At 46.0% G+C, this 22197-nt stretch carries 18 protein-coding genes; 3 read left to right on the forward strand and 15 right to left on the reverse strand.

All coding sequences use genetic code 11. The annotated features are described in order from the left end of the window. Window positions 1–45 precede the first annotated feature (45 nt). The 10 genes from gabT to HQQ92_RS14235 form a co-directional block, all read right to left on the reverse strand. Window positions 46–1323 (reverse strand): 4-aminobutyrate--2-oxoglutarate transaminase, encoded by a 1278-nt coding sequence (gene gabT / locus HQQ92_RS14190; RefSeq protein ID WP_028760876.1) that lies wholly within the window; start codon window positions 1321–1323, stop codon window positions 46–48. Between the two features lie 32 nt (window positions 1324–1355). Beyond that, window positions 1356–2804 (reverse strand): NADP-dependent succinate-semialdehyde dehydrogenase, encoded by a 1449-nt coding sequence (gene gabD / locus HQQ92_RS14195; RefSeq protein ID WP_173246190.1) that lies wholly within the window; start codon window positions 2802–2804, stop codon window positions 1356–1358. A gap of 50 nt (window positions 2805–2854) precedes the next feature. Continuing rightward, the gene (locus tag HQQ92_RS14200) at window positions 2855–4141 is read right to left on the reverse strand and encodes an FAD-binding oxidoreductase (RefSeq protein ID WP_173246193.1); all 1287 of its coding nucleotides are present in this window, start codon (window positions 4139–4141) and stop codon (window positions 2855–2857) included. 262 nt (window positions 4142–4403) lie between these two features. Then, window positions 4404–5219, reverse strand: coding sequence for an ABC transporter permease subunit (locus tag HQQ92_RS14205; RefSeq protein WP_105249905.1), 816 nt, complete (start codon window positions 5217–5219; stop codon window positions 4404–4406). Then, window positions 5216–6121, reverse strand: coding sequence for an ABC transporter permease subunit (locus HQQ92_RS14210; protein ID WP_173246196.1), 906 nt, complete (start codon window positions 6119–6121; stop codon window positions 5216–5218). The genes HQQ92_RS14205 and HQQ92_RS14210 overlap by 4 nt, the downstream gene beginning before the upstream one ends. Beyond that, window positions 6118–7254 (reverse strand): polyamine ABC transporter ATP-binding protein, encoded by a 1137-nt coding sequence (potA, locus tag HQQ92_RS14215; RefSeq protein ID WP_028760881.1) that lies wholly within the window; start codon window positions 7252–7254, stop codon window positions 6118–6120. The genes HQQ92_RS14210 and potA overlap by 4 nt, the downstream gene beginning before the upstream one ends. Before the next feature lie 177 nt (window positions 7255–7431). Beyond that, window positions 7432–8532 (reverse strand): polyamine ABC transporter substrate-binding protein, encoded by a 1101-nt coding sequence (locus HQQ92_RS14220; RefSeq protein WP_028760882.1) that lies wholly within the window; start codon window positions 8530–8532, stop codon window positions 7432–7434. A 599-nt stretch (window positions 8533–9131) separates the two neighbouring features. Further along, window positions 9132–10487: a glutamine synthetase family protein gene (locus HQQ92_RS14225; protein WP_105249908.1), complete on the reverse strand. Its 1356-nt coding sequence runs from the start codon at window positions 10485–10487 to the stop codon at window positions 9132–9134. 2 nt (window positions 10488–10489) lie between these two features. Further along, window positions 10490–11251, reverse strand: a complete 762-nt coding sequence (locus tag HQQ92_RS14230; protein WP_173246199.1) for a gamma-glutamyl-gamma-aminobutyrate hydrolase family protein — start codon at window positions 11249–11251, stop codon at window positions 10490–10492. A gap of 433 nt (window positions 11252–11684) precedes the next feature. Beyond that, window positions 11685–12233 (reverse strand): cupin domain-containing protein, encoded by a 549-nt coding sequence (locus HQQ92_RS14235; protein ID WP_028760885.1) that lies wholly within the window; start codon window positions 12231–12233, stop codon window positions 11685–11687. Window positions 12234–12469: 236 nt separating this feature from the next. On the opposite strand from HQQ92_RS14235, the gene HQQ92_RS14240 reads away from it, so the two are divergent. After that, the gene (locus HQQ92_RS14240) at window positions 12470–13777 is read left to right on the forward strand and encodes an FAD-binding oxidoreductase (protein WP_173246202.1); all 1308 of its coding nucleotides are present in this window, start codon (window positions 12470–12472) and stop codon (window positions 13775–13777) included. Here the strand turns inward: HQQ92_RS14240 and HQQ92_RS14245 are convergent. The 5 genes from HQQ92_RS14245 to HQQ92_RS14265 all read right to left on the reverse strand — a co-directional run bounded on the left by HQQ92_RS14245 (window position 13761) and on the right by HQQ92_RS14265 (window position 19014). After that, window positions 13761–14267 carry a DUF2937 family protein gene (locus HQQ92_RS14245; protein ID WP_105249911.1) on the reverse strand — a complete coding sequence of 169 codons (507 nt, stop codon included), beginning with the start codon at window positions 14265–14267 and terminating at the stop codon, window positions 13761–13763. The genes HQQ92_RS14240 and HQQ92_RS14245 overlap by 17 nt on opposite strands. Window positions 14268–14375: 108 nt before the next feature. After that, complete coding sequence (locus HQQ92_RS14250) at window positions 14376–15233, reverse strand: sulfurtransferase (RefSeq protein ID WP_173246205.1); 858 nt, start codon at window positions 15231–15233, stop codon at window positions 14376–14378. Between the two features lie 275 nt (window positions 15234–15508). Then, window positions 15509–15922, reverse strand: a complete 414-nt coding sequence (locus HQQ92_RS14255) for a septal ring lytic transglycosylase RlpA family protein (protein ID WP_173246207.1) — start codon at window positions 15920–15922, stop codon at window positions 15509–15511. Window positions 15923–16686: 764 nt separating this feature from the next. Beyond that, entirely contained in the window at window positions 16687–17094 is a 408-nt protein-coding gene (locus HQQ92_RS14260; RefSeq protein WP_173246211.1) for a hypothetical protein, read from the reverse strand. A gap of 423 nt (window positions 17095–17517) precedes the next feature. After that, entirely contained in the window at window positions 17518–19014 is a 1497-nt protein-coding gene (locus HQQ92_RS14265) for an aldehyde dehydrogenase (RefSeq protein WP_028760892.1), read from the reverse strand. A 280-nt stretch (window positions 19015–19294) separates the two neighbouring features. Between HQQ92_RS14265 and HQQ92_RS14270 the strand changes: the two genes are divergently transcribed. Further along, window positions 19295–20632, forward strand: a complete 1338-nt coding sequence (locus HQQ92_RS14270) for an aspartate aminotransferase family protein (RefSeq protein ID WP_173246214.1) — start codon at window positions 19295–19297, stop codon at window positions 20630–20632. 69 nt (window positions 20633–20701) lie between these two features. After that, the gene (locus tag HQQ92_RS14275) at window positions 20702–22192 is read left to right on the forward strand and encodes a CoA-acylating methylmalonate-semialdehyde dehydrogenase (protein WP_173246218.1); all 1491 of its coding nucleotides are present in this window, start codon (window positions 20702–20704) and stop codon (window positions 22190–22192) included. Window positions 22193–22197 lie beyond the last annotated feature (5 nt).

A 22197-nucleotide genomic window follows, 5' to 3' on the forward strand; every position in this document is an offset into this window, starting at 1 on the left:
TTATGCAAAACTGTCATCTAAAACCGTTTTTATATCAAAGTGATATTAGCTTTTCAGTACGGCATTGAAGCTGGCGTTAAGAATACCAAGGCCTGCATCAATTTGTGCATCCGGCGCCGTTAATGGCACCAAAATGCGCAGCACATTACCGTAAGTACCGCAGGATAATAAAATCAATCCACGGTCACGGGCATCGCTCAACACTTGCGCGCAATAGTGCGGTGCAGGTTTACCCTCTTCCATCAATTCGATGGCGATCATAGCGCCTAAACCACGCACATCGGCGATTTGCGCATGTTCGACCTGCATTACATTCAGGGCAGACTTAATGCGCTCACCAATGGCATTTGCCCTTTCTAGCAACTTTTCTTCTTCAAACACTTCAATGACAGCAAGCGCAGCGGCGCACGCTAACGGATTACCACCATAAGTACCACCAAGACCACCGGGACCCACTGCGTCCATGACTTGGGCGCGGCCAGTAATGCCCGAGAGTGGAAAACCACCCGCAATAGATTTGGCAAAGGTCGTGATATCTGCAGCAACCCCCATTTGCTCCATAGCGAAGAAAGTGCCTGTACGGCCCGCGCCTGTTTGCACTTCATCGGCGATCAGCATAATGCCTTCACGGTCGCATAGTGCGCGTAAACGTTGCATAAAGGCGGGCGATGCGGCGTAGAAACCGCCCTCGCCCTGCACTGGCTCTAAAATAATGGCGGCGATATCACTCGGCTCGGCATCATTTTTAAAGATACGTTCAATCGAGGCCATAGCATCATCATCGGACACGCCATGCATTTCGCACGGGAACTCGGCGCGGAACACATTCGCCGACATAAGTCCCATACCTTTACTGTAAGGCGCGACTTTTCCGGTCAATGCCAAGGCCGCAATAGTGCGACCATGGTAGCCAGACGTAAACGCAATCACGCCAGCACGTTTGGTATAGGCACGCGCCACTTTAACTGCGTTTTCAACCGCTTCTGAACCACTAGTGAATAGTGCCGTCTTCTTGGCAAAATCCCCTGGAACCAGTTGATTGAGTTTTTCACATACTTGGATATAGCTCTCGTAGCCGAGCACCATAAAACAGGTATGGGAAAAATTATCCAGCTGAGCCGCAACCGCCGCCTTCACTTTAGGATGAAGGTGGCCCGTATTGAGCACGGCAATGCCGCCCGCAAAATCGATAAACTCGCGACCTTCAACATCCCACACAGTCGCATTTTCGGCGCGGGCGGTAAAAATAGGGTGAATTTGCCCGACACCACCCGCAACTGCGGCTTGGCGACGTGCCATCAATGAATCATTGGTTGTTGTCATTTAGTCTTCCTCACTCGCCAAATCGGGCCGTATTAAACGGACATGCAGATGTATTTGATTTCTAGATATTCTTCGATACCGAACTTAGAGCCTTCGCGGCCAAGCCCTGAAGATTTCATCCCGCCAAAAGGTGCGACTTCCGTCGAAATCAAGCCAGTGTTGACCCCAACCATGCCATATTCCAAGGCTTCGGCGACTTTCCACACCAATGAAATATCGCGACCATAGAAATAGGCGGCAAGGCCAAATTCAGTATCATTAGCTTGTTTAATCACATCGTCGACATCGCTGAATTTAAACAGCGGCGCGAGTGGACCAAAGGTTTCTTCGCGGGCAACAAGCATGCTTTTATCGACATTGGTGAGCACGGTTGGCTCGAAGAAATTACCGCCAAGATCATGAACTTTGCCGCCCGCGAGCACAGAGGCGCCTTTAGCGATAGCATCGATAAGGTGACTTTGTACTTTCTCGACTGCGGCAGCATTGATCAACGGACCCGTAGTGACGCCCTCGTTAATGCCCTCTCCAACCTTAAGCTTGCCCACTGCAGTGCTGAGTTTTAAGGCAAACTCGTCATATACACCGTCTTGCACATAAATGCGGTTAGCGCAGACGCAGGTTTGGCCGGCATTACGATATTTAGCTATCATGGCGCCTTCGACAGCGGCATCGATATTGGCATCGTTAAATACGATAAATGGTGCATTGCCGCCAAGCTCTAGCGACAGTTTTTTTAAGGTAGGCGCACATTGCGCCATTAATTTAATACCGATATTGGTTGAGCCAGTGAAAGACAGCTTACGCACTATCGGGTTGCTGCACATTTCATTACCAATCTGCACCGCATCACCCGTTAACACACTAAATACGCCCGCAGGAATACCTGCACGCTTAGCAAGTTCAGCCATCGCTAATGCGGTAAAGGGTGTTTGGTGCGCAGGTTTTACCACCATAGTGCAACCCGCAGCTAACGCTGGAGCGGCTTTGCGGGTGATCATAGCAGCAGGAAAGTTCCACGGCGTAATCGCGGCGGTTACACCGACAGGCTGCTTAATTACTATCAAGCGCTTATCCCCTTGATGCCCAGGAATGGTATCGCCATAAATACGTTTAGCTTCTTCGGCAAACCACTCGATAAACGAAGCGGCATAGGTTACTTCACCTTTCGCTTCTGCCAGCGGTTTACCCTGCTCAGTCGTCATGAGTAATGCTAAGTCATCACTGTTTTCATTGAGTAATTCAAACCAACGCCTTAACTTAGCGCCGCGCTCTTTGGCTGTGAGTGCTCGCCATGCAGGTAAAGCCGCTTCTGCCGCCTTAATCGCCATTTCAGTTTCAACTTGTCCCATATTAGGAACGTAGCCAATCACGGCATTGGTTGCGGGATTAACCACCTTTAGCGTGTCACCAGAAACGGCATCACACCATTGACCATTAATAAAAGACTGTTGACGTAGCAAACTCGGATCATTTAATTGCACAAGGATTTCCTCGTATTATGAAGCTACTTAGCTTCTTAAAAGTGATGATGTTAAAGACCTAGTTTGTCTCTTAACGTGTAATACCAAGCTCCGATAGCACTAAAAGGGACGCGAAGTGCGTGACCGCCGGGGAAAGGATAATGTGGCAATGCAGCAAAGGCATCGAAGCGCGTGGCTTGGCCGTTGAGCATTTCAGCCAATAACTTGCCTGCCAGATGGGTATAAGTGACACCGTGGCCACTGCAACCCTGTGAATAATAGATATTCTTACCGATACGACCGACTTGTGGCAGGCGCGATAGCGTCAGTAGGAAGTTACCCGTCCACGCATAATCGATCTTCACATCCTTTAATTGTGGGAAGGTTTTGAGCATATTCGGAATAATGATCGATTTAATGTCCGCCGGATCGCGGGCACCATACACTACGCCACCGCCGTAAATCATCCGCTTGTCGCCAGACAGACGGAAATAATCGAGTAGATAGTTACAGTCTTCGACGCAGTAATCCTGCGGTAATAAGCTCGCCGCCAGATCGGCACTCAAAGGCTCTGTGGTAATCACTTGCGTGCCGCAGGGCATAGATTTCGCCTGCAACTCAGGCATTAACTTACCTAAATAAGCGTTACCCGCCACGACCACAAACTTGGCTTTGACACTGCCCTGCGCCGTATGCACAACAGGGCTATCGCCCTCATCGACACTTAACACCGCTGAGTCTTCAAAAATTTTACCGCCGAGGGATTCAACCGCGCGCGCTTCGCCTAGGGCTAAATTAAGCGGGTGAATATGGCCACCGCTTTTATCGAGTAGACCACCGACATAACGCTCAGTATTTACCACACCGCGAATACCTTTAGCATCGAGAAGTTCGAGCTGATTAACATGGCCGTGGCTTTCCCACAGTTGTTTTTGATGGCGTAGATGGCCCATTTGCTTTTCGTTCATCGCGGCAAACACGCCGCCATCTTTTAGATCGCATTGAATATTATACTTAGCAATACGATCACGGATGATTTGCCCGCCCTCAAAGGCCATTTGGCCAAAGAGTTTACCTTGTTCTTTACCGACTGTTTTTTCAATAGTATCAATGTCACGGCTATAACTATTAACGATTTGTCCGCCATTACGGCCCGAGGCGCCCCAGCCAATGCGAGCGGCTTCTAACACCACCACACTCATGCCAGATTCTAATAAATGCAGCGCGGCAGAAAGGCCTGTATAACCTGCGCCAATCACACAAACATCGGCTTCAATCGATTCCTGTAGACGCGGACGTTCAACCTTATCGTTGGCCGATGCCGCATAATATGATCCAGCGTGAGCTATGGCAGACATGTTGTTCCCTTGAATTCTAATGTTCATTATTTTAAACAGCCATCACATCCTACACCTTCATAAAACGAAACACTAGCCAGAAAAGCGCAATAATTTACATTTTGTTTGATATATCAAACACGCGATTATTTTTAGCTCAGTGATTCAATTCTGGTGATCTTGAGTAACAGGACTAGCCTGCAAAGCAAAGCGGGTGATGGGAGCGGTGACAAATATCAAGGATGGCTTTGGCAATACCAAAGCCATCCCAAAATTAAGCTAACTAGTTCATTGGTGTACGGTCGCGTTTCTCTGCCCGTCTTGCCATATACCAAGAAAGGAAAGCGATGAGTGAAACACACAGTATGATCAGCGTCGCTAAGGCATTGATCTTAGGAGAAACGCCTAAACGTACAGAAGAGAACACCACCATAGGCAAGGTCGTTGCACCAGGGCCTGAGGCAAAACTTGCGATCACTAAATCGTCTAAGGACAAACTGAATGACAACAACCAACCCGCCACCAGCGCCGGCGAAATCATAGGCACAGTGATCAAGAAGAAAGTCTTGAGCGGTGTTGCCCCTAAGTCCATTGCCGCCTCTTCGATTGACATATCAAGCTCGCGCAATCTTGAAGACACCACCACAGCCACATAGGCAGCACAAAATGTTGAGTGTGCAATCCACACTGTCATCATGCCACGCTCTCTGGGCCAGCCCAACAAATCTGCCATGTGCACAAACAGTAAAAGCAAAGACAGACCAGTGATCACTTCAGGCATTACCAGCGGTGCAGTAATCATGTTCGACAGGGTCAGTTTTGCCCATGAACGCTTAAAGCGTGTCATCACAAAGGCTGCCATAGTACCGATAATGACCGCCATAGTTGAGCTATAAAACGCAATCCGCAGGCTGGTCCATACTGCATCTAAAATTTGTTGGTCTTGAAATAACTCGCCATACCATTTAGGTGAAAATCCGCCCCATACCGTCACTAATTTAGAGTCGTTAAAGGAATAAATCACCAGCACTAACATAGGTGCATACAAGAAAAACAAGCCAAACCAGAGCATTACTGAAGAAAAGCTTAATTTTTTCATAGGTCTTTCTCCAAACTACGCGCCTGATAGCGATGGAATAAAGTGATCGGAATAATCAATAAGCCCAGCATCACAATCGCCAGTGACGAAGCCACAGGCCAGTCGCGGTTATTGAAAAACTCTTGCCATAACACTCGACCTATCATCAAGGAATCGGGACCACCGAGTAGCTCTGGGATCACAAACTCACCCACGGCAGGAATAAACACCAACATAGAACCAGCAATCACACCACTTTTTGACAGCGGGAAAGTGATTTTCCAGAAGGTATTCAAACGGCTTGAACCTAAGTCAGACGCAGCTTCAATCAAACTCATATCAAGTTTCACTAAGGTGGCGTACAAGGGCAGAATCATAAAGGGTAAATACGCATAGATAATACCGATATACACGGCAATATTGGTATTGAGGATCTGTAACGGCTCAGAAATAACCCCCAACCACATCAGTGAATTATTGATGATCCCTGTGTTACTTAAGATCCCCATCCAAGCGTAAACACGGATTAAAAATGAAGTCCAAGAAGGCAACATAACTAACAGCAGCAGCACGGTTTGCAACCGCGCAGGGGCACGGGCAATGGCATAGGCCATTGGGTAGCCAATAATCAAGCAGCCCAAGGTCGAAATTAACGCCATTTTCAATGAGCTGAGATAAGCCATGTAATATAGCGAATCATCAAGCAACATCAAATAGTTACCCAAATGCAGGAAGATATTTAATACATCGTCTGCATATTGGAATGTTGCTTCATAGGGCGGGATAGCAATCGCCGCCGTCGAAAAACTCAGTTTAAGGACAATCGCAAACGGTAAGGCAAAAAACAGCAGCAGCCAAGCGTAGGGAATACCTATGGTCCAGAAGCGGCCCTTAAGCCACTTTACTTTAATGGGTTTCTTCATGATCTCAACACCACGCCACTGGTGTCCTCCCAACTAATGAACACTTCGTCATCCCATGTGGCATGATCGGCGCGGCGTTCACGGTTAGTCATACTGCACTGTACGATTTGACCATTCTCTAAACGAATGTAATAGACTGAAATACCGCCTAAATAAGCGATATCATGCACGATTCCTTTCGCCCAGTTGTACTGACCTTCAGGCTGTTCACGGCTAATAATGGTCTTTTCGGGACGCACAGCTAGCCAAACATTCTTATCTTCAACGTTAGTCGTGACGCCATAACCGACATAGAAAGGTTGGGCCAAATCATTGGACTTGATGATCAGATGGTCGACCTCATCCACTTCAATCGCGCCACCAAACAAATTCACAGTACCGATAAACTCGGCAATCATGCGGCTGTTCGGGCTTTCGTAAATATCCATTGGCGAGCCAGTTTGAGCTATCCAGCCATCACTCATGATCGAAATTCGACCAGCCATTGTCATGGCTTCTTCCTGATCGTGGGTCACCATCACGCAGGTCACGCCGACACGCTCAAGGATTTCAACCACTTCTAGCTGCATTTGGGTACGCAGTTTTTTATCTAATGCGCCCATAGGCTCATCGAGCAGTAATAATTTAGGTCGTTTCGCCAATGAACGGGCAAGTGCAACACGCTGGCGCTGACCACCAGATAACTGATGCGGTTTACGCTTACCGTATTGCTCCATATGCACGAGTTTCAGCATATCTTGCACACGCTGTTCAATTTCGGCTTTAGGCAGCTTGTCTTGCTTCAAACCAAATGCAATGTTTTGTGCCACTGTCATGTGGGGAAACAAAGCATAGGATTGAAACATCATATTGATGGGACGTTCGTATGGCGGTAAATCGGTGATATCTTCCCCATCAAGGAAAATACGGCCAGAGGTGGGCTTTTCAAAACCCGCCAACATGCGCAGTAGTGTTGACTTACCCGAACCTGACCCGCCAAGTAAGGCAAAAATTTCGCCTTTATTGATAGTTAATGACACATCGTCGACAGCCCGCACGTCATCGAATAATTTGCTTACCCGCTCAATCTTGAGCAGTACTTTTTCTTGCGTCTTTGTTGTCGGTTTATTGGTGACGCTCGAGGTGATTGCCATAGTACTTCTCCACCCGAAAATGAGGCGTAGATACGCTCAAACTCTAGGTTCAACACGATTAATGAATGAAAAGTGGTTAAACAAACTGTGTCAAATCCTATACGTGGATTAACTATGCATAGGATTGGACATAGAAGTTTGCCAAGCTGGGGGCAAGCTAGGCTTGCCCCCTATCGACTATTGTCCTGACTTCACTTTGGTCCAAACACGAGTTAATACGCGCTGAATTTTCAAAGGACGAATTTCACCGATATAAAGTTTGTCTAACACTTCTTGTGGTGGATAGATCGCAGGATCGGTACGGATAGCCTCATCAACCAGAGGTTGAGCGGGATCGTTCGGGTTAGCATAGGCCACATAGTTAGAGATAGGCGCTATGACTTCTGGACGCAGAAAATAGTTAATCAGCGTGAGTGCATTATCGACGTTCGTTGAATCAGCAGGGATAGCTAACATATCGAACCACAGATTGGCACCTTCTTTTGGAATGGAGTAGCCAATCTTATTGCCATTTTTTGCTTCTTCAGCACGGGCTTTCGCTTGGAATACGTCACCGGAGAAACCGTAAGCGACACAGATGTCACCGTTTGCTAAGTCAGAAATATAACGTGAAGAATGGAAATACGTCACATAAGGACGAATTTTTTCCAGTAACTCACCCGCTTTTTCATAATCTTCAGCCTTAGTGCTGTTAGGATCTAAGCCTAAATAAATCATCGCCTGTGGCACCATGTCGTCGGCAGAGTCCAACATAGCAAAGCCACACTTAGAAATTTTTTCAGCGTATTTAGGATTGAAGATCAGTTCCATTGAGTTAAATGGCGCATCTTCCCCCACAGCGGCTTTCACTTTATCTATGTTGTAACCAATGCCATTGGTTCCCCATAAATAAGGCACGGCATATTGGTTACCCGGATCGGCTTTTTCAAGCAACTTCATCAGGGCTGGATTTAAATTTTTAAAATTAGGTAACTTAGCGCGGTCTAAAGGTTTGAAAGCACCCGCTTTGATTTGCTTAGCGAGAAAGTGGTTAGAAGGTACAACGATATCGTAGCCACTACGACCAGACAGTAATTTAGCCTCAAGCACTTCATTACTATCAAATACATCGTAAATTACCCTAATGCTCGTTTCTTTCTTGAAGTTTTCTAAGGTATCTTCCGCGATATAATCTGACCAGTTATACACGCGAACCACTTCTTCCGCTTGGGCCACTGCGCTCGCAAATACGCTCGCAGTCACCAGCGCTAATGTGGTCATCTTATTAAATAGCTTCATGCTTTCTCCTTTCTCGGGTAGCAGAACTGCTTAAGCAAATTCTGACATTGTGTCACCGGGCTGCCCGGATATTGTTGTTATTTTCGACCAATGCTACACCTTAAAAACCGCATCGGCAGTCTCTACGGCATGATAACCATGCCTACTTTATATCTTGCTGCAATTTGTTAAGTATCAGGTTTCGTGCCAAATTTTCGAGGCATCGGTATTGCATTAACACTCAAAAAAATAGACTAGATATGACACTGCTTGTACATTTTGCAACATTAAGGCAAATGCCTCAAGTCCCTAAGCAATCGCAAAAAAACACTTAGATAAACACATTTTAAAAATGAATAACAATTAGTTAGTAACGCTAGCAAGCGAACAACCTAAAATTGTTAAGCCTATTTTACTTCCCTTGCAGACAAGCAATGGAATTGAATAATCACTTTAACGGACAAGCCATTAAAAACCATCATATTATTTAACAAGCGAGTTGCACCAGTTAAGTGCAACCTCACTAAAACAGTGCACACATCAGTATCATTATGGCCAACGTTAACCCCTTATTCCTTGGGTTAACGCGGCAACACGGTCAGTGCAATCAATCCAAAACATTACACAGTGAGTAATAGGAATTCACGTTCCCATGAGCTGACAACACGGCGGAAGTTTTCAAGTTCAGCCTGTTTTACCGCCACAAATCCAGTGGTGAAGGATTCGCCTAAATATTGCTTACAGGCATCACTTTCTTCCATCGCCGCTAATGCTTCCTCTAATGTCAGTGGTAAACAATGGGTATTATTGCTACGACTTTCATTGGCTTTACCTTGCACAGGAGTCGAAGGTTTTAGCGACTCAACCATGCCGATATAGCCACACAACAAGCTCGCGGCAATCGCCAAATAACAGTTAGCATCGGCGCCGGGAATGCGGTTTTCAATGCGACGGTTTTGTGGTGAAGATTCTGGAATGCGTAAACCACAGGTACGGTTTTCATCGCCCCATTCTAAGTTTACAGGTGCCGAAGTGCCGGGGAGGAAACGACGAAACGAGTTCGCATTTGGCGCCATCAGTGGCAGCAACTCAGGAATGAATTTTTGTAGGCCTGCAATATATCCCAAGAATAGCTTGCTCTTAGTCCCATCTTCATTGGTGAAAATATTCTTGCCCGTCTCTTTATTGATCACGCTTTGATGAATATGCATCGCACTGCCAGGCTCATCCGTCACGGGTTTTGCCATAAAAGTGGCGCAAACATCGTGCTTCAGCGCGGCTTCCCGTAAAGTGCGCTTAAAGATAAACACTTGATCAGCTAAAGATAATGCGTTGCCATGACTGAAGTTAATCTCCATCTGTGCGGGACCATCTTCATGGATTAAAGTATCGATATCTAAACCTTGAAGCTCACACCAATCGTACATGTCTTCAAACATAGGATCGTATTCGTTGGCAGCATCAATAGAGAATGACTGGCGACCCGCTTCGGGGCGACCTGAACGACCAATTGGAGGCTTTAAGGGTAAATCGTGGTCGTCACTACGACGAGTCAAATAGAACTCCATTTCGGGAGCGATAACAGGTTCCCAGCCCTGTTCGTCATAGAGAGACAAGACTTTTTTCAACACGTTACGTGGTGACAGCTCAATCGGATTACCCATTCTGTCGTAGCAATCGTGGATAACCTGTGCCGTGGCTTCGATGGTCCAAGGCAACATAAAGACAGCATTTTCATCGGGTACACAAACAAAATCGATGTCGGCGGGATCGAGCAAACTGTAATAAATCTCTTCGTCGACAAAATCACCGGTCACAGTTTGCAACAACACACTTTCGGGCAAACGCATGCCTTTTTCATCAAGAAACTTATCGACTGGAGCAATCTTGCCGCGGGCGATGCCAGTCATATCACTGATAACACATTCGACTTCTGTGATTTTTCGTTCTTTTAAAAAAGCGATTAGCTTATTCATTATTATTTCACTCGAGTTGTAGCCCTACGTCGGCATGCATCACCGAAGGCATTGAAAATGGAGAGGTAAAACGGATTCTCGCTCACCTTCCACTCTGGATGCCATTGCACACCGAGGGCAAATTCTTTAGTACCAATTACGGAGAAAGCCTCCACTAACCCATCTGGAGCATAAGCTTCTGGCCGCAACCCAACACCCAGGCGCTCCACGCCTTGAGTATGTACAGAGTTAATCTCTGCAGAGTTACGGCCCCAGGCCTCGTAAATAAGCCCCCCGGGCTCAACAGTAATACTGTGAGAAGCCCCATACTGCACATCTAAGGGTGTGGTTTTATCTTCTCGATGTTCAATAAAGCCACCCACCTCATGGAGCTTCTGATGCAAACTGCCACCAAAAGCCACATTCATTTCTTGAAAACCGCGACAAATACCTAATACAGGTACCCCAGCAGCAATAGCAGCGTGGATCAGCGGCAAAGTTGTCGCGTCACGTTTAGGATCATGGTGTGTACCAAGCTCACTCGGCTGGCCTGCATAAAGATGGGGTTCTACATTAGAAGGAGAGCCAGTAAACAAAATACCGTCAAGACGATCTAAAATAGCGTCTATCGGTAAATCGCCACCTAAAGATGGGATCACTAACGGCCAGCCTTTCGCGCCATTAACTACGCCTAAAAGGTATTTTTCACCAACAATATTAAAGGGGTGTGATCCCAATTGTTGATTGCATGCAATAACACCTATGAGGGGTAAATCGGCTGACATATCTCACCTTTAGAATTGATTTTACTAGCATAACGAACACTTTGCCTTTAAATGTTCATTTTTTCACACAGTACACCGAAATTTAGCACTAGGCAAGAGGTTAAACACTTGTTAAAGGTTATTTAATCCACTTATTCTTAATAAGCATAAATAACATGTAGTTAAATGTATATTTTTCCCATTTCACGCTAATTCATGTATATAAACCAGCGGTTACACCAGCATAAAGCTCACTTTTTACAGGGTAAATTAAACCGTATTCGAACCAAATTTGAACCAATATTATTTACACAAAGAAGAGGATACATAACCAATATGACAGGGTTAGAAAGTAGGTAAATACGCAGGAATGTTGAATAACAGTATTACGCCACTCACTTTTAGCTAATAAGTGGCCTAATATGTTGAATAATAGGGTAAGTTAATGACTTAATTAGAAGTTTGCAGGCGTAGTCGCACTCACAAGGCGACAAGGTTCATCGAAGGGATTGCGGAATCTATGGGGTAATTCACTGTTAAAATAATAACTGTCACCCGCTTCCAAAATATACACTTCATCCCCAACAGTGAGTTCGAATTTACCTTCTATCACCATAGCGGCCTCTTCACCTTCGTGCTTTAGCATCTCTTCACCCGTATCTGAACCGGGTGGGTAAATCTCATTCATCACTGACATTGCACGGTTCGGGTAATCACGGCCAATCAGTTTAAATTCAAGTGGCCCAGTACCGATATTCAGTAATTCATTGGATCGATAGACGACCTTTTGCTCACTATCCGTTGAGGCTTCAATGGAGAAAAAGTCCACTAAAGACATCGGGATACCCGACAGCACTTTTTTTAAAGAGCTGACTGACGGGCTAACACTGTTTTTCTCGATCATTGAAATCGTACTGTTAGTCACACCAGCACGTTTGGCTAATTCTCGTTGAGATAAGCCTTTCATTTTTCGAACAGTTTTGAGGCTGGCTCCAATATCCAAATTTCACATCCCCCTAAAGGCTCGGGTCAATCCCGATAGATGACGAACAGGTTGTTCAGGATAAACACCATCCAGAACGCATTTTCGCCCAAAAAGCGCGTGTTTTACTGCTTTCATTGTATTCTACATAAAAAGCGTGTTAAATAAAACGAACACTTTTTTGCGTCATGTTAAAAGTGTGATGAGTATACTGAGACAAGTCCAATTTACAATAAAAACAATTTTTGGGAGCCATAATGGCAAGCAAACCTCCAGTGCACAGTGAACAGTATCCACACTCTTATTATGTTGATACTGCTAAAGAAATTTACGCTCACCCACAACTCGAAGGCAATATCAATGCCGATGTCTGTATCGTGGGCGGCGGCTTTAGCGGTATCAATACCGCCATAGAACTCGCGCAGCGTGGTATGAGTGTCGTGCTGTTAGAAGCGAGGCGAATTGGCTGGGGCGCATCGGGACGTAATGGCGGCGAACTCATTCGCGGCATAGGCCATGACCCTGCACAATTTCAAAGTGAAATAGGCACTGAAGGTGTTCAAGCAATTCAACAGATGGGCTTTGAAGCCGTCGAAATTGTGCGAAATCGCATACAAGAACACAGTATCGACTGTGATCTGCAAATGGGTTATTGCGACTTAGCGGTAAAACCTCGTCACATGGATGAGCTTGAAGAAGAATTTAGCGCACTCAAGGCCATGGGTTATCAGCAAGAAATCAAGCTGTTAACTAAGCCACAATTAGGTGAAGTCATAGGCTCAGATTTTTATCAAGGTGCGCTGGTAGATATGGGCAGCGGCCATTTACACCCGCTGAATCTTGCTCTGGGTGAGGCACGCGTCGCCCGTAATCTCGGCGCTAAGTTGTTTGAGTACAGCGCTGCTGAAAAAATCATTCAAGGCGCCAAACCTAAGGTCATTACTGCTAAGGGCGAAGTCACATGCCAATACTTAGTGCTGGCGGGCAATGCCTATATCGGCCACAAACTTAATAGCTTTGTAGGGGGGAAAGTATTACCTGCAGGCAGTTATTTATTGGCAACAGAGCCCTTAACTGAGGCCCAATGCGCGAGTATTATCCCGCAAAACATGGCCTTCGCAGATATGCGAATTGCCCTAGATTACTTTCACTTATCGGCAGATCGTCGTTTGCTGTTTGGCGGCCTTTGTACCTATTCGGGTAAAGATCCGAAAGATATTGAAGCGGCACTGAGACCGAATCTTGAGAAAGTTTTCCCGCAGTTAAAAGGCGTGCGTATCGATTATGAATGGGGCGGTATGATAGGTATCGGTGCTAACCGTATGCCACAAATTGGTCGCCTTCCCGATGCAAATAATATTTTTTACGCCCAAGCCTATGCGGGACACGGCGTGAATGCCACTCACATGGCGGCAAAACTGCTTGCCGAGGCTATTTGCCAACAGGCGGGACATTTCGATGTGTTCGCTAAAATCAAACACATCACCTTCCCCGGCGGCCCAACATTCCGCTCACCTATACTCGCTGCAGGCATGCTGTATCACAGATTTAAGGACTTGTTTTAAGTCGCTTGTTACGCCTTGCCCACAGGATAAAAGGGATAGACCCAAGATAATGCACGACTAAAGCCACCAAGACGCCAAAGCCAATACCACTAGAAGTTAAAGGTATCCCTGGCTTAAAGTTACTGATGGTTTTCTCAAGATAATCAAAGCGAACAGGGTTAAACATATAGGCAGTTTTCTCAAACAAATTGCCCGTATTAAAGATCGCCACGCCCTGTGTTAACGCTTTATAAAGCGCCAGTGTCTGTACCTTTTGCTCAGCGTCGGCACGCACACTTGGCTCCTCATTTTGCTGGTGGCTGGCAATCATGGCATCAACATCGGCGTAATGATATTCCTTAGCCGTTGCCTCGTAACCTTCTACCTGCCATCGAGTCGATTCATAAAGGCCTGATAAAAATTGCTGATAATGATCAGCCAGTTGTGGTAACTGTAAGGCAATCACTAAAATAAATCCAAATACCAACTTATCGATCAATCTCGCTATCAAAGGTTTCTCCTTGGCATTTCGCCAAACGACGTAAAAGTCACATGATGTTCAACAAAAACCACGCTAACTTAATTAATCTACAGCACTAATTTCAATGGTGATACTCAATTAACACTCTATCGGCAGATCGTTACGGCTGCCCCAATCCGCCCATGAACCGTCATAGAGGATAGGATTTTTATGCCCCGCTGCAACCGAAGCTAAGATCAAAATACACGCCGTAATCCCAGAACCACAGCTGAATATCCTTGTGGATTTATCCGCTGCTAGCCCTTGATAAATAGACTGTAGCTCACTGACCGTTTTGATTTTATTACCATCGAGCACTTGAGCGAAGGGTAAATTAACCGAGCAAGGAATATGCCCAGAGCGCACACCGGGACGCGGCTCACTCACTTTCCCTAAAAAGCGTGGCGCACCACGGGCATCGACAATCGCCGTTCCGGCATCTTCAATACGTGATAACACGGCCTCAGCATCCATCACCCGCTCGGGGTGGTATTGCAGCACATCCGCAAAAGTATCAATATCCGTCGGGCCATAATCGACGCCTTCGGCTTGATAACGCGATGAGGTAATGCGGTCTTCTTCAATCCACTGAGGCAAGCCACCATCAAGTACATAGACTCGATTAAAGCCCATGACTTTAAAGGTCCACCACGCCCGTGGAGATGAATAAATGCCTTGGTTATCATAGATAACGATAACACTGTCGACCTCAATCCCAAGTTGAGCTATCCCTTGGCTGAATTGCTCAAACGTCGGCAAGGCATGAATTTGGGTTGAAGTCTTATCGCAAAACACATTTTCCAAGTCGAATCGACGTGAGCGCGGAATGCAAATAGGCTCATCGTAAACTAAGGGTTCTTTACCAATAACGGTTTCCATACTGGCATCGAGCAAGACTAAATGGGGATCGGTGAGGTGTGCTTCGAGCCACTGCGTACTAACAAGTGGGTATTCCATAGCGGGTCCTTTTACTGTTATCCAAGTCTGCCGCTAGTCTCTCACCAAATGCCGTAAAGCCCAAATATCGGCTTAACAAATTGTCTGCTTTGAGATTTTATTTAAAAGCGTCGACTCAATTTTATGTGCTCAATTATTAGTGCATTCAATCATTAGATTACGTCGAAGCCGTGTTTTGAAGAGAGTGCTTTCAAACTGCTCATTTTTAAGATGCAGCTTTCAAAACGACCTTTTCGATATGGCCGTGTTCAAGATAGCCGTTTTCAAAATAGCCGCTACTTAATCACTTCTATTTTCACGTCAATCAAACCAGAGGAAGTGTTGCCTATGCTACTGAACGCCGATTTAGACAGATCAATAATGCGGCCACGCACGAAAGGCCCTCTATCATTAATTTTCACAATCACACTTTTGCCATTATCGACATTGGTGACCTTAACACTCGAGCCAAAGGGTAACTTTTTATGCGCTGCTGTCTTTAATTTATGTTTGTAAAGTTCACCGCTGGCCGTCTGCTTATTCTGATGTTTATCCCCATAAAATGAAGCCTGACCAGCTTCCGTGAATCCCACCCAGTTTCCATTCTCACCCGTCTGCATTGAAGAACAACCGGCCAAAAAGCTTAGTAATGCCAGTACAGCTAGTTTGACGACATTGAACTGCCTAATTGGGTTTTGAAGTGCATTCACATGACACCCTCTCTAATGAGTGAACGCTTTGCTGACGAGTGATTGGCTCAGCAAAAAATCACTGGGAAATTAACGAACAACCTTAGATGGCAAAGCTCAAGACCTGCATCCTAAAAGATCAAAATAAGAAACAATAAATTTCCACGAGGCTACAGCAGTTGCGCGCTAAAATCACGTATTTACAGGTGAATGCTCTTACTTTGAGATAAAATATGCAGTCATAACGAGGCTTTGTTTCCTAATTTAGATCGGTAAACAAAGCCCTAACGAGTTAACACTTCATGGATAATCTCAAATTTGGGTTCTTTACCACTTGGCCATGTAGGTTTCTTTATGGGGTTTTCAAAAGTGGTCAGCCAAATATCAAGATCACAGGAACCAGACAAACAACCCATAAACGCAAAATACATTCCACTATTTATCATGTGACGGGCAAACTGAATAGCGTCTTCAAGAGTGCCCTCTTCCCAGTTATGTGTGAACGTTTCATCATCCCATACCCATTTAATGGGGACTCCACTTTCATCACAAGCGAAGAACCTTACATTTCGATAACCTTTACTTGCTGTTTTTAGAGAATTTATAAAACTTTCTCTGATGTTATCGAATCTTTTTTAAACTCTTCAATATCTAGATCTTTGCTAATAAAGTTCTTCATACTTGCCCTAGAGGTAAATACTACCAACGGTATGACATAACCACACACAAAAAATTCTATCCAATGAGCCCAGTGACTGATGTCGTTTAGCTCTGTTAGAAGCTAATTATGCCAAAGATTGGTATTCATTGCTGCCATTATGAAACAACCTAATTTCGATACATTTTATTTCTTTTTTAGAGGAAATTAATTGCTCCACCAACCAAATATAACCGATTTCATATAGCTTATTTTGTAGGGAGAACAAATCATCTTCTGGCATATTGTCTATATCAACATTCAATAACCAATACCAATTAAAGGCTTTAAATTCATAAACATACTCAAATTCACATACTGCAGTTAAAAGCCATGCGCCATTCATCATAGAGGCGATGTCGACAAAAAAATCGCAATATGCCTCACCTTGATTTTTACAAGAAATCGCATATTCCCTAACAAGTTCCATAAAATCGGATTTGTAACTATCTAGAGCTTTACTGACAATTGCCCCAAACTCTTCTACATTGTGCATACTTGCCTTCTTATTCAATACTCTAAGCACCCTATAATATCACAAATAACTTACAACACTTTTCACACTATGCCACTACACTATGACTAAATTCATTAATGGTAATGTTTGAAAGCCACAAATTTATAAGCGATAACTTACGATATTTATGAAGCAGATAAGAATGGAAGTAAATTGAGATATTAATGGGAGTGTTTAAAGTCAATATTCTATCGGGTATAAATGAGCAACAACATTACGAATCAAGACGGTAACATTTTATTTACGGTAACAGATGCAGATTTTACAAGTGAAATATGGCTTAGAAAAATGGGGACGCCTTGAGCTACAAAAAATAAAAAACCTCTTTCCATGTAATATGAAAAGAGGTTTTAGTATTGAGCGAAAGCGGCTCCTTCTCTTATATAGACAAAAAAAGAGCGGTTATAGCACGATCCAAGTCGCTTTCAATTCTGTGTATTTGTCGAAGGAGTGCAGAGATTTATCTCGGCCATTACCTGACTGTTTATAGCCACCGAATGGCGCTGTCATATCGCCGCCATCATAATGGTTGATCCACACCATGCCAGAGCGCAGGGCTTTAGCGGTTTTATGGGCCTTGCTGATATCCGATGTCCACACGCCAGCGGCTAAACCGTAAATAGTATCGTTGGCTATCGATATCGCCTCTTCCATGCCATTAAATTCAATAACAGATAACACAGGGCCAAAGATTTCTTCGCTGGCAATTTTCATTTGGTTGTTTACGTTAGAAAATACTGTTGGCTGCACATATACACCGCCCGTGTCGGCCATAACTTGGCAGCCACCGTGGACTAAGGTCGCACCTTCGTCTTTACCCGCTTTGATGTAACTGAGTACTGTGTCTAACTGTTGTTTATCGACAACGGCGCCGCTTACAGTGGCGGGATCGAGTGGATGCCCCGGATGCCATGATGCTAACTCCTCAGCAATAAGCGCGATAAGCTCATCTTTCACCCCAGATTCCACCAGCAAACGCGAACCTGCGGTACAAACTTCACCTTGATTGAAGGCAATGGCTTCGGCCGCAGCAACAGCGGCAGCTTTCAGATCTGGCGCGTCATTAAAGACGATATTGGGGCTCTTGCCTCCCGCCTCTAACCACACGCGTTTCATGTTCGACTCACCAGCGTAAATCATTAATTGTTTAGCAATTTTGGTGGAACCTGTGAACACCAACGTATCCACATCCATATGCAACGCTAAGGCTTTACCTACGGTATGACCAAATCCTGGCAACACGTTTAATACGCCTTGTGGGATCCCAGCTTCAATGGCGAGTTGCGCCATGCGGATAGCCGTTAAGGGTGATTTTTCAGAGGGTTTTAACACTACACTATTACCCGTGGCCAGCGCGGGCCCGAGCTTCCAACACGCCATCAGCATTGGGAAGTTCCACGGAACAATCGCGGCCACAACCCCCACAGGCTCACGGGTGATCATGCCAATTTCATTGTGAGCCGTTGGCGCGAGTTCATCGTAAATTTTATCAATCGCTTCGCCAGACCAGCGAATCGCACGGGCAGCCCCCGCCACATCCACAGCCTTGGAGAAACGAATTGGTTTACCCATGTCGAGGGTTTCTAACAGCGCGAGTTCATTGGCATTTTCTTCCAGTAACTCGGCGAAACGTATCATCACTTGTTTGCGCTTTACCGGAGATTGCTGCGACCAAACACCAGACTCGAATACACTGCGGCCATTAGCAACCGCAAGATTAGCATCTGCAAGATCGCAACTCGCCACTTTTACCAACAAGCGACCATCAATAGGACTAATACAATCAAAGGTGTTACCCGAAACGGCATCTTGGTATTCGCCATTGATAAACGCCTTACCATTAATAGACAGGCTGGCAGCCAGACTTTCCCATTCGCTACGTTTCTTCGGTGTGCTCATGATGACCTCTTAATAATTCGTATAGGTGTGGTTTATCGTTCATCGACAAGAAAATAGTGGTCTGTGACGACTTTAACGCAAATGCTAAACATCATCACAGTCATAATCCGAGCTTCAGGTTACGCTGTTTAAGCAATAAAATTCAATATTTTTTACAAAAATAGCTTTTTTGCCACAAATAACTGCACACGGCTCTTCCATGTTCATTATTTCTAACATAGCATAGCAAATATTAGCCACCCTAAAACAAGACCTGAAAATACAGGACAAGGTAGACACTATGGCCGATTTGCCGCTCAATTCCTCAAGCGCACCCTCACTTGAACATTTCTGGATGCCTTTTACCGCCAACCGCCAATTCAAAACCAACCCGCGATTACTCACCAAAGCGGAAGGCATGTATTACACGGATATTGATGGTAATAAGGTATTAGATGCCACCGCCGGTTTATGGTGTTGTAACGCAGGCCATGGTCGCAAAGAAATCAGCGAAGCGGTCAGCAAACAAATTAAAGAGATGGACTACGCGCCCTCCTTCCAAATGGGTCATCCTATCGCCTTTGAACTTGCCGAGCGGTTAGTCGAGCTCAGTCCTGAGGGATTGAACAAAGTCTTCTTTACTAACTCAGGTTCTGAGTCCGTCGATACTGCGCTTAAGATGGCACTTTGCTATCACAGAGCCAATGGTCAAGCCTCACGCACCCGCTTTATCGGGCGCGAAATGGGTTACCACGGTGTCGGCTTTGGCGGCATCTCTGTGGGTGGATTAAGCAATAACCGCAAAGCATTTAGCGGCCAATTATTGCAAGGCGTCGATCACTTACCGCACACCTTAGATATCCAAAATGCGGCATTTACCCGTGGACTCTCGCACTTTGGCGCTGAAAAAGCCGAAGTATTAGAACAACTAGTGACCCTGCATGGCGCCGAGAATATTGCCGCCGTGATCGTTGAACCAATGTCAGGCTCAGCAGGGGTGATATTGCCGCCACAAGGTTACTTAAAACGTCTGCGTGAAATCACTAAAAAGCACGGCATCCTACTGATTTTTGACGAAGTCATTACCGCTTTTGGCCGCGTTGGCGCCGCTTTTGCGAGTCAACGTTGGGGCGTTATTCCAGACATGATCACCACTGCTAAAGCCATCAATAACGGCGCCATCCCTATGGGCGCAGTGTTTGTGCAAGATTTTATCCACGACACTTGCATGCAAGGCCCCACAGAACTGATTGAGTTTTTCCACGGTTACACCTATTCAGGTCATCCAGTCGCAGCCGCCGCCGCACTTGCCACACTATCGATTTATGAGAATGAGCAATTATTCGAACGTAGTTTTGAGCTTGAGCGCTACTTTGAAGACGCCGTGCACAGCCTCAAAGGGTTGCCGAATGTGATTGATATCCGCAACACAGGCTTAGTGGCGGGGATTCAATTCTCCCCTAACGCTCAAGGCGCGGGTAAACGGGGTTACGGCGTGTTTGAACACTGCTTCCGCCACGGCACTTTAGTGCGAGCCACGGGCGACATCATTGCCATGTCACCGCCACTGATTGTCGATAAACGCGAGATTGACCAAATGGTTAATAGCCTAAGCGATGCCATTAACGCCGTTGGATAATAGCACCAGCGGTTCGTTCCACTCTCACATTTAACACCCCGCTGCGGCGGGGAACTTCAAAGGTTAACTATGCTCAAGATCACTCATTTTGTTAATGGTCAGCACACCCCTGCCAGTATAAGAACCCAAGATATTTTTGAACCCGCTACGGGTGAGCTACGTGGCCAAGTCTCACTGGCAAGCGAAACCGAAGTCGGCGAAGCCATCGCAATCGCAAAAAATGCCTTTGAAACCTGGTCGCAAGTCACGCCGCTCAACCGTGCTCGAGTGCTTTTTAAATTCAAAGCCTTAGTTGAGCAGAACCTAGATGAAATGGCGCAGCTTATCACCCGCGAGCACGGCAAAGTGATAGACGATGCTAAGGGCGAGTTGATCCGAGGTCTCGAAGTGGTCGAATTTGCCTGTGGTATTCCGCACTTGCTTAAAGGTGAACACACCCAGCAAGTGGGTGGCGGCGTCGATTCTTGGTCAGTTAATCAAGCTTTAGGTGTTGTCGCAGGCATAGCGCCCTTTAACTTCCCCGTGATGGTTCCCATGTGGATGTTCCCAATCGCGATTGCCTGCGGTAACACCTTTATTATGAAACCTTCAGAAAAAGACCCAAGCTCGGTGATGCGGATTGCCGAGCTGCTTAAAGAAGCGGGTCTTCCCGATGGCGTGTTTAACGTGATTAACGGCGACAAAGAAGCCGTCGATACCTTACTCACCCATAAAGATGTGCAAGCGGTGAGCTTTGTAGGCTCAACTCCGATTGCCGAATACATCTACAGCACAGCCTCTAAACATGGCAAACGCGTGCAAGCCTTAGGCGGCGCGAAAAACCATATGTTACTCATGCCAGATGCGGATTTAGATCAAGCCGTGAGCGCCTTAATAGGCGCAGCTTATGGCAGTGCTGGCGAGCGTTGTATGGCAATTTCAGTCGTACTCGCGGTAGGCGATGTGGGCGACGCGTTAGTGGAAAAACTGCTACCGCAAATCCAAACCTTAAAAGTCGGCAACGGCCTAACGCCGGAGATGGAAATGGGCCCGCTGATCTCAAAACAACACCTTGCCAAGGTCACCCAATATGTTGAAGCCGGTGTGCAAGAAGGTGCAGCGCTGCTGGTCGATGGCCGTAAACTGAGTGTTGAAGATCATCAGCAGGGCTATTTTCTCGGCGCCTGTCTATTCGACCATGTCACGCCTGAAATGAGCATCTACCGCGAAGAAATCTTTGGCCCAGTGCTGGCTATTGTGCGCGTGAAAGATTACCCAACGGCGCTTGAGCTGATTAACCGACACGAATTTGGTAATGGCACGGCGATTTTCACCCAAAGTGGTGAAGCGGCGCGACATTTCTGCCACCACGTACAAGTCGGTATGGTTGGAGTGAACGTGCCGATCCCAGTGCCGATGGCGTTCCACAGTTTTGGCGGTTGGAAGCGATCACTCTTTGGGCCGCTGCATATGCATGGCCCCGATGGCGTGCGTTTTTATACCAAACGTAAGGCTATTACTGCCCGCTGGCCCGTAGGCAAACAGACTCAAGCCGAGTTTGTGATGCCAACGATGAAATAGCCGAA

The sequence above is a fragment of the Shewanella sp. DC2-4 genome (assembly GCF_013248875.1).
Classification (GTDB): domain Bacteria; phylum Pseudomonadota; class Gammaproteobacteria; order Enterobacterales; family Shewanellaceae; genus Shewanella; species Shewanella oncorhynchi.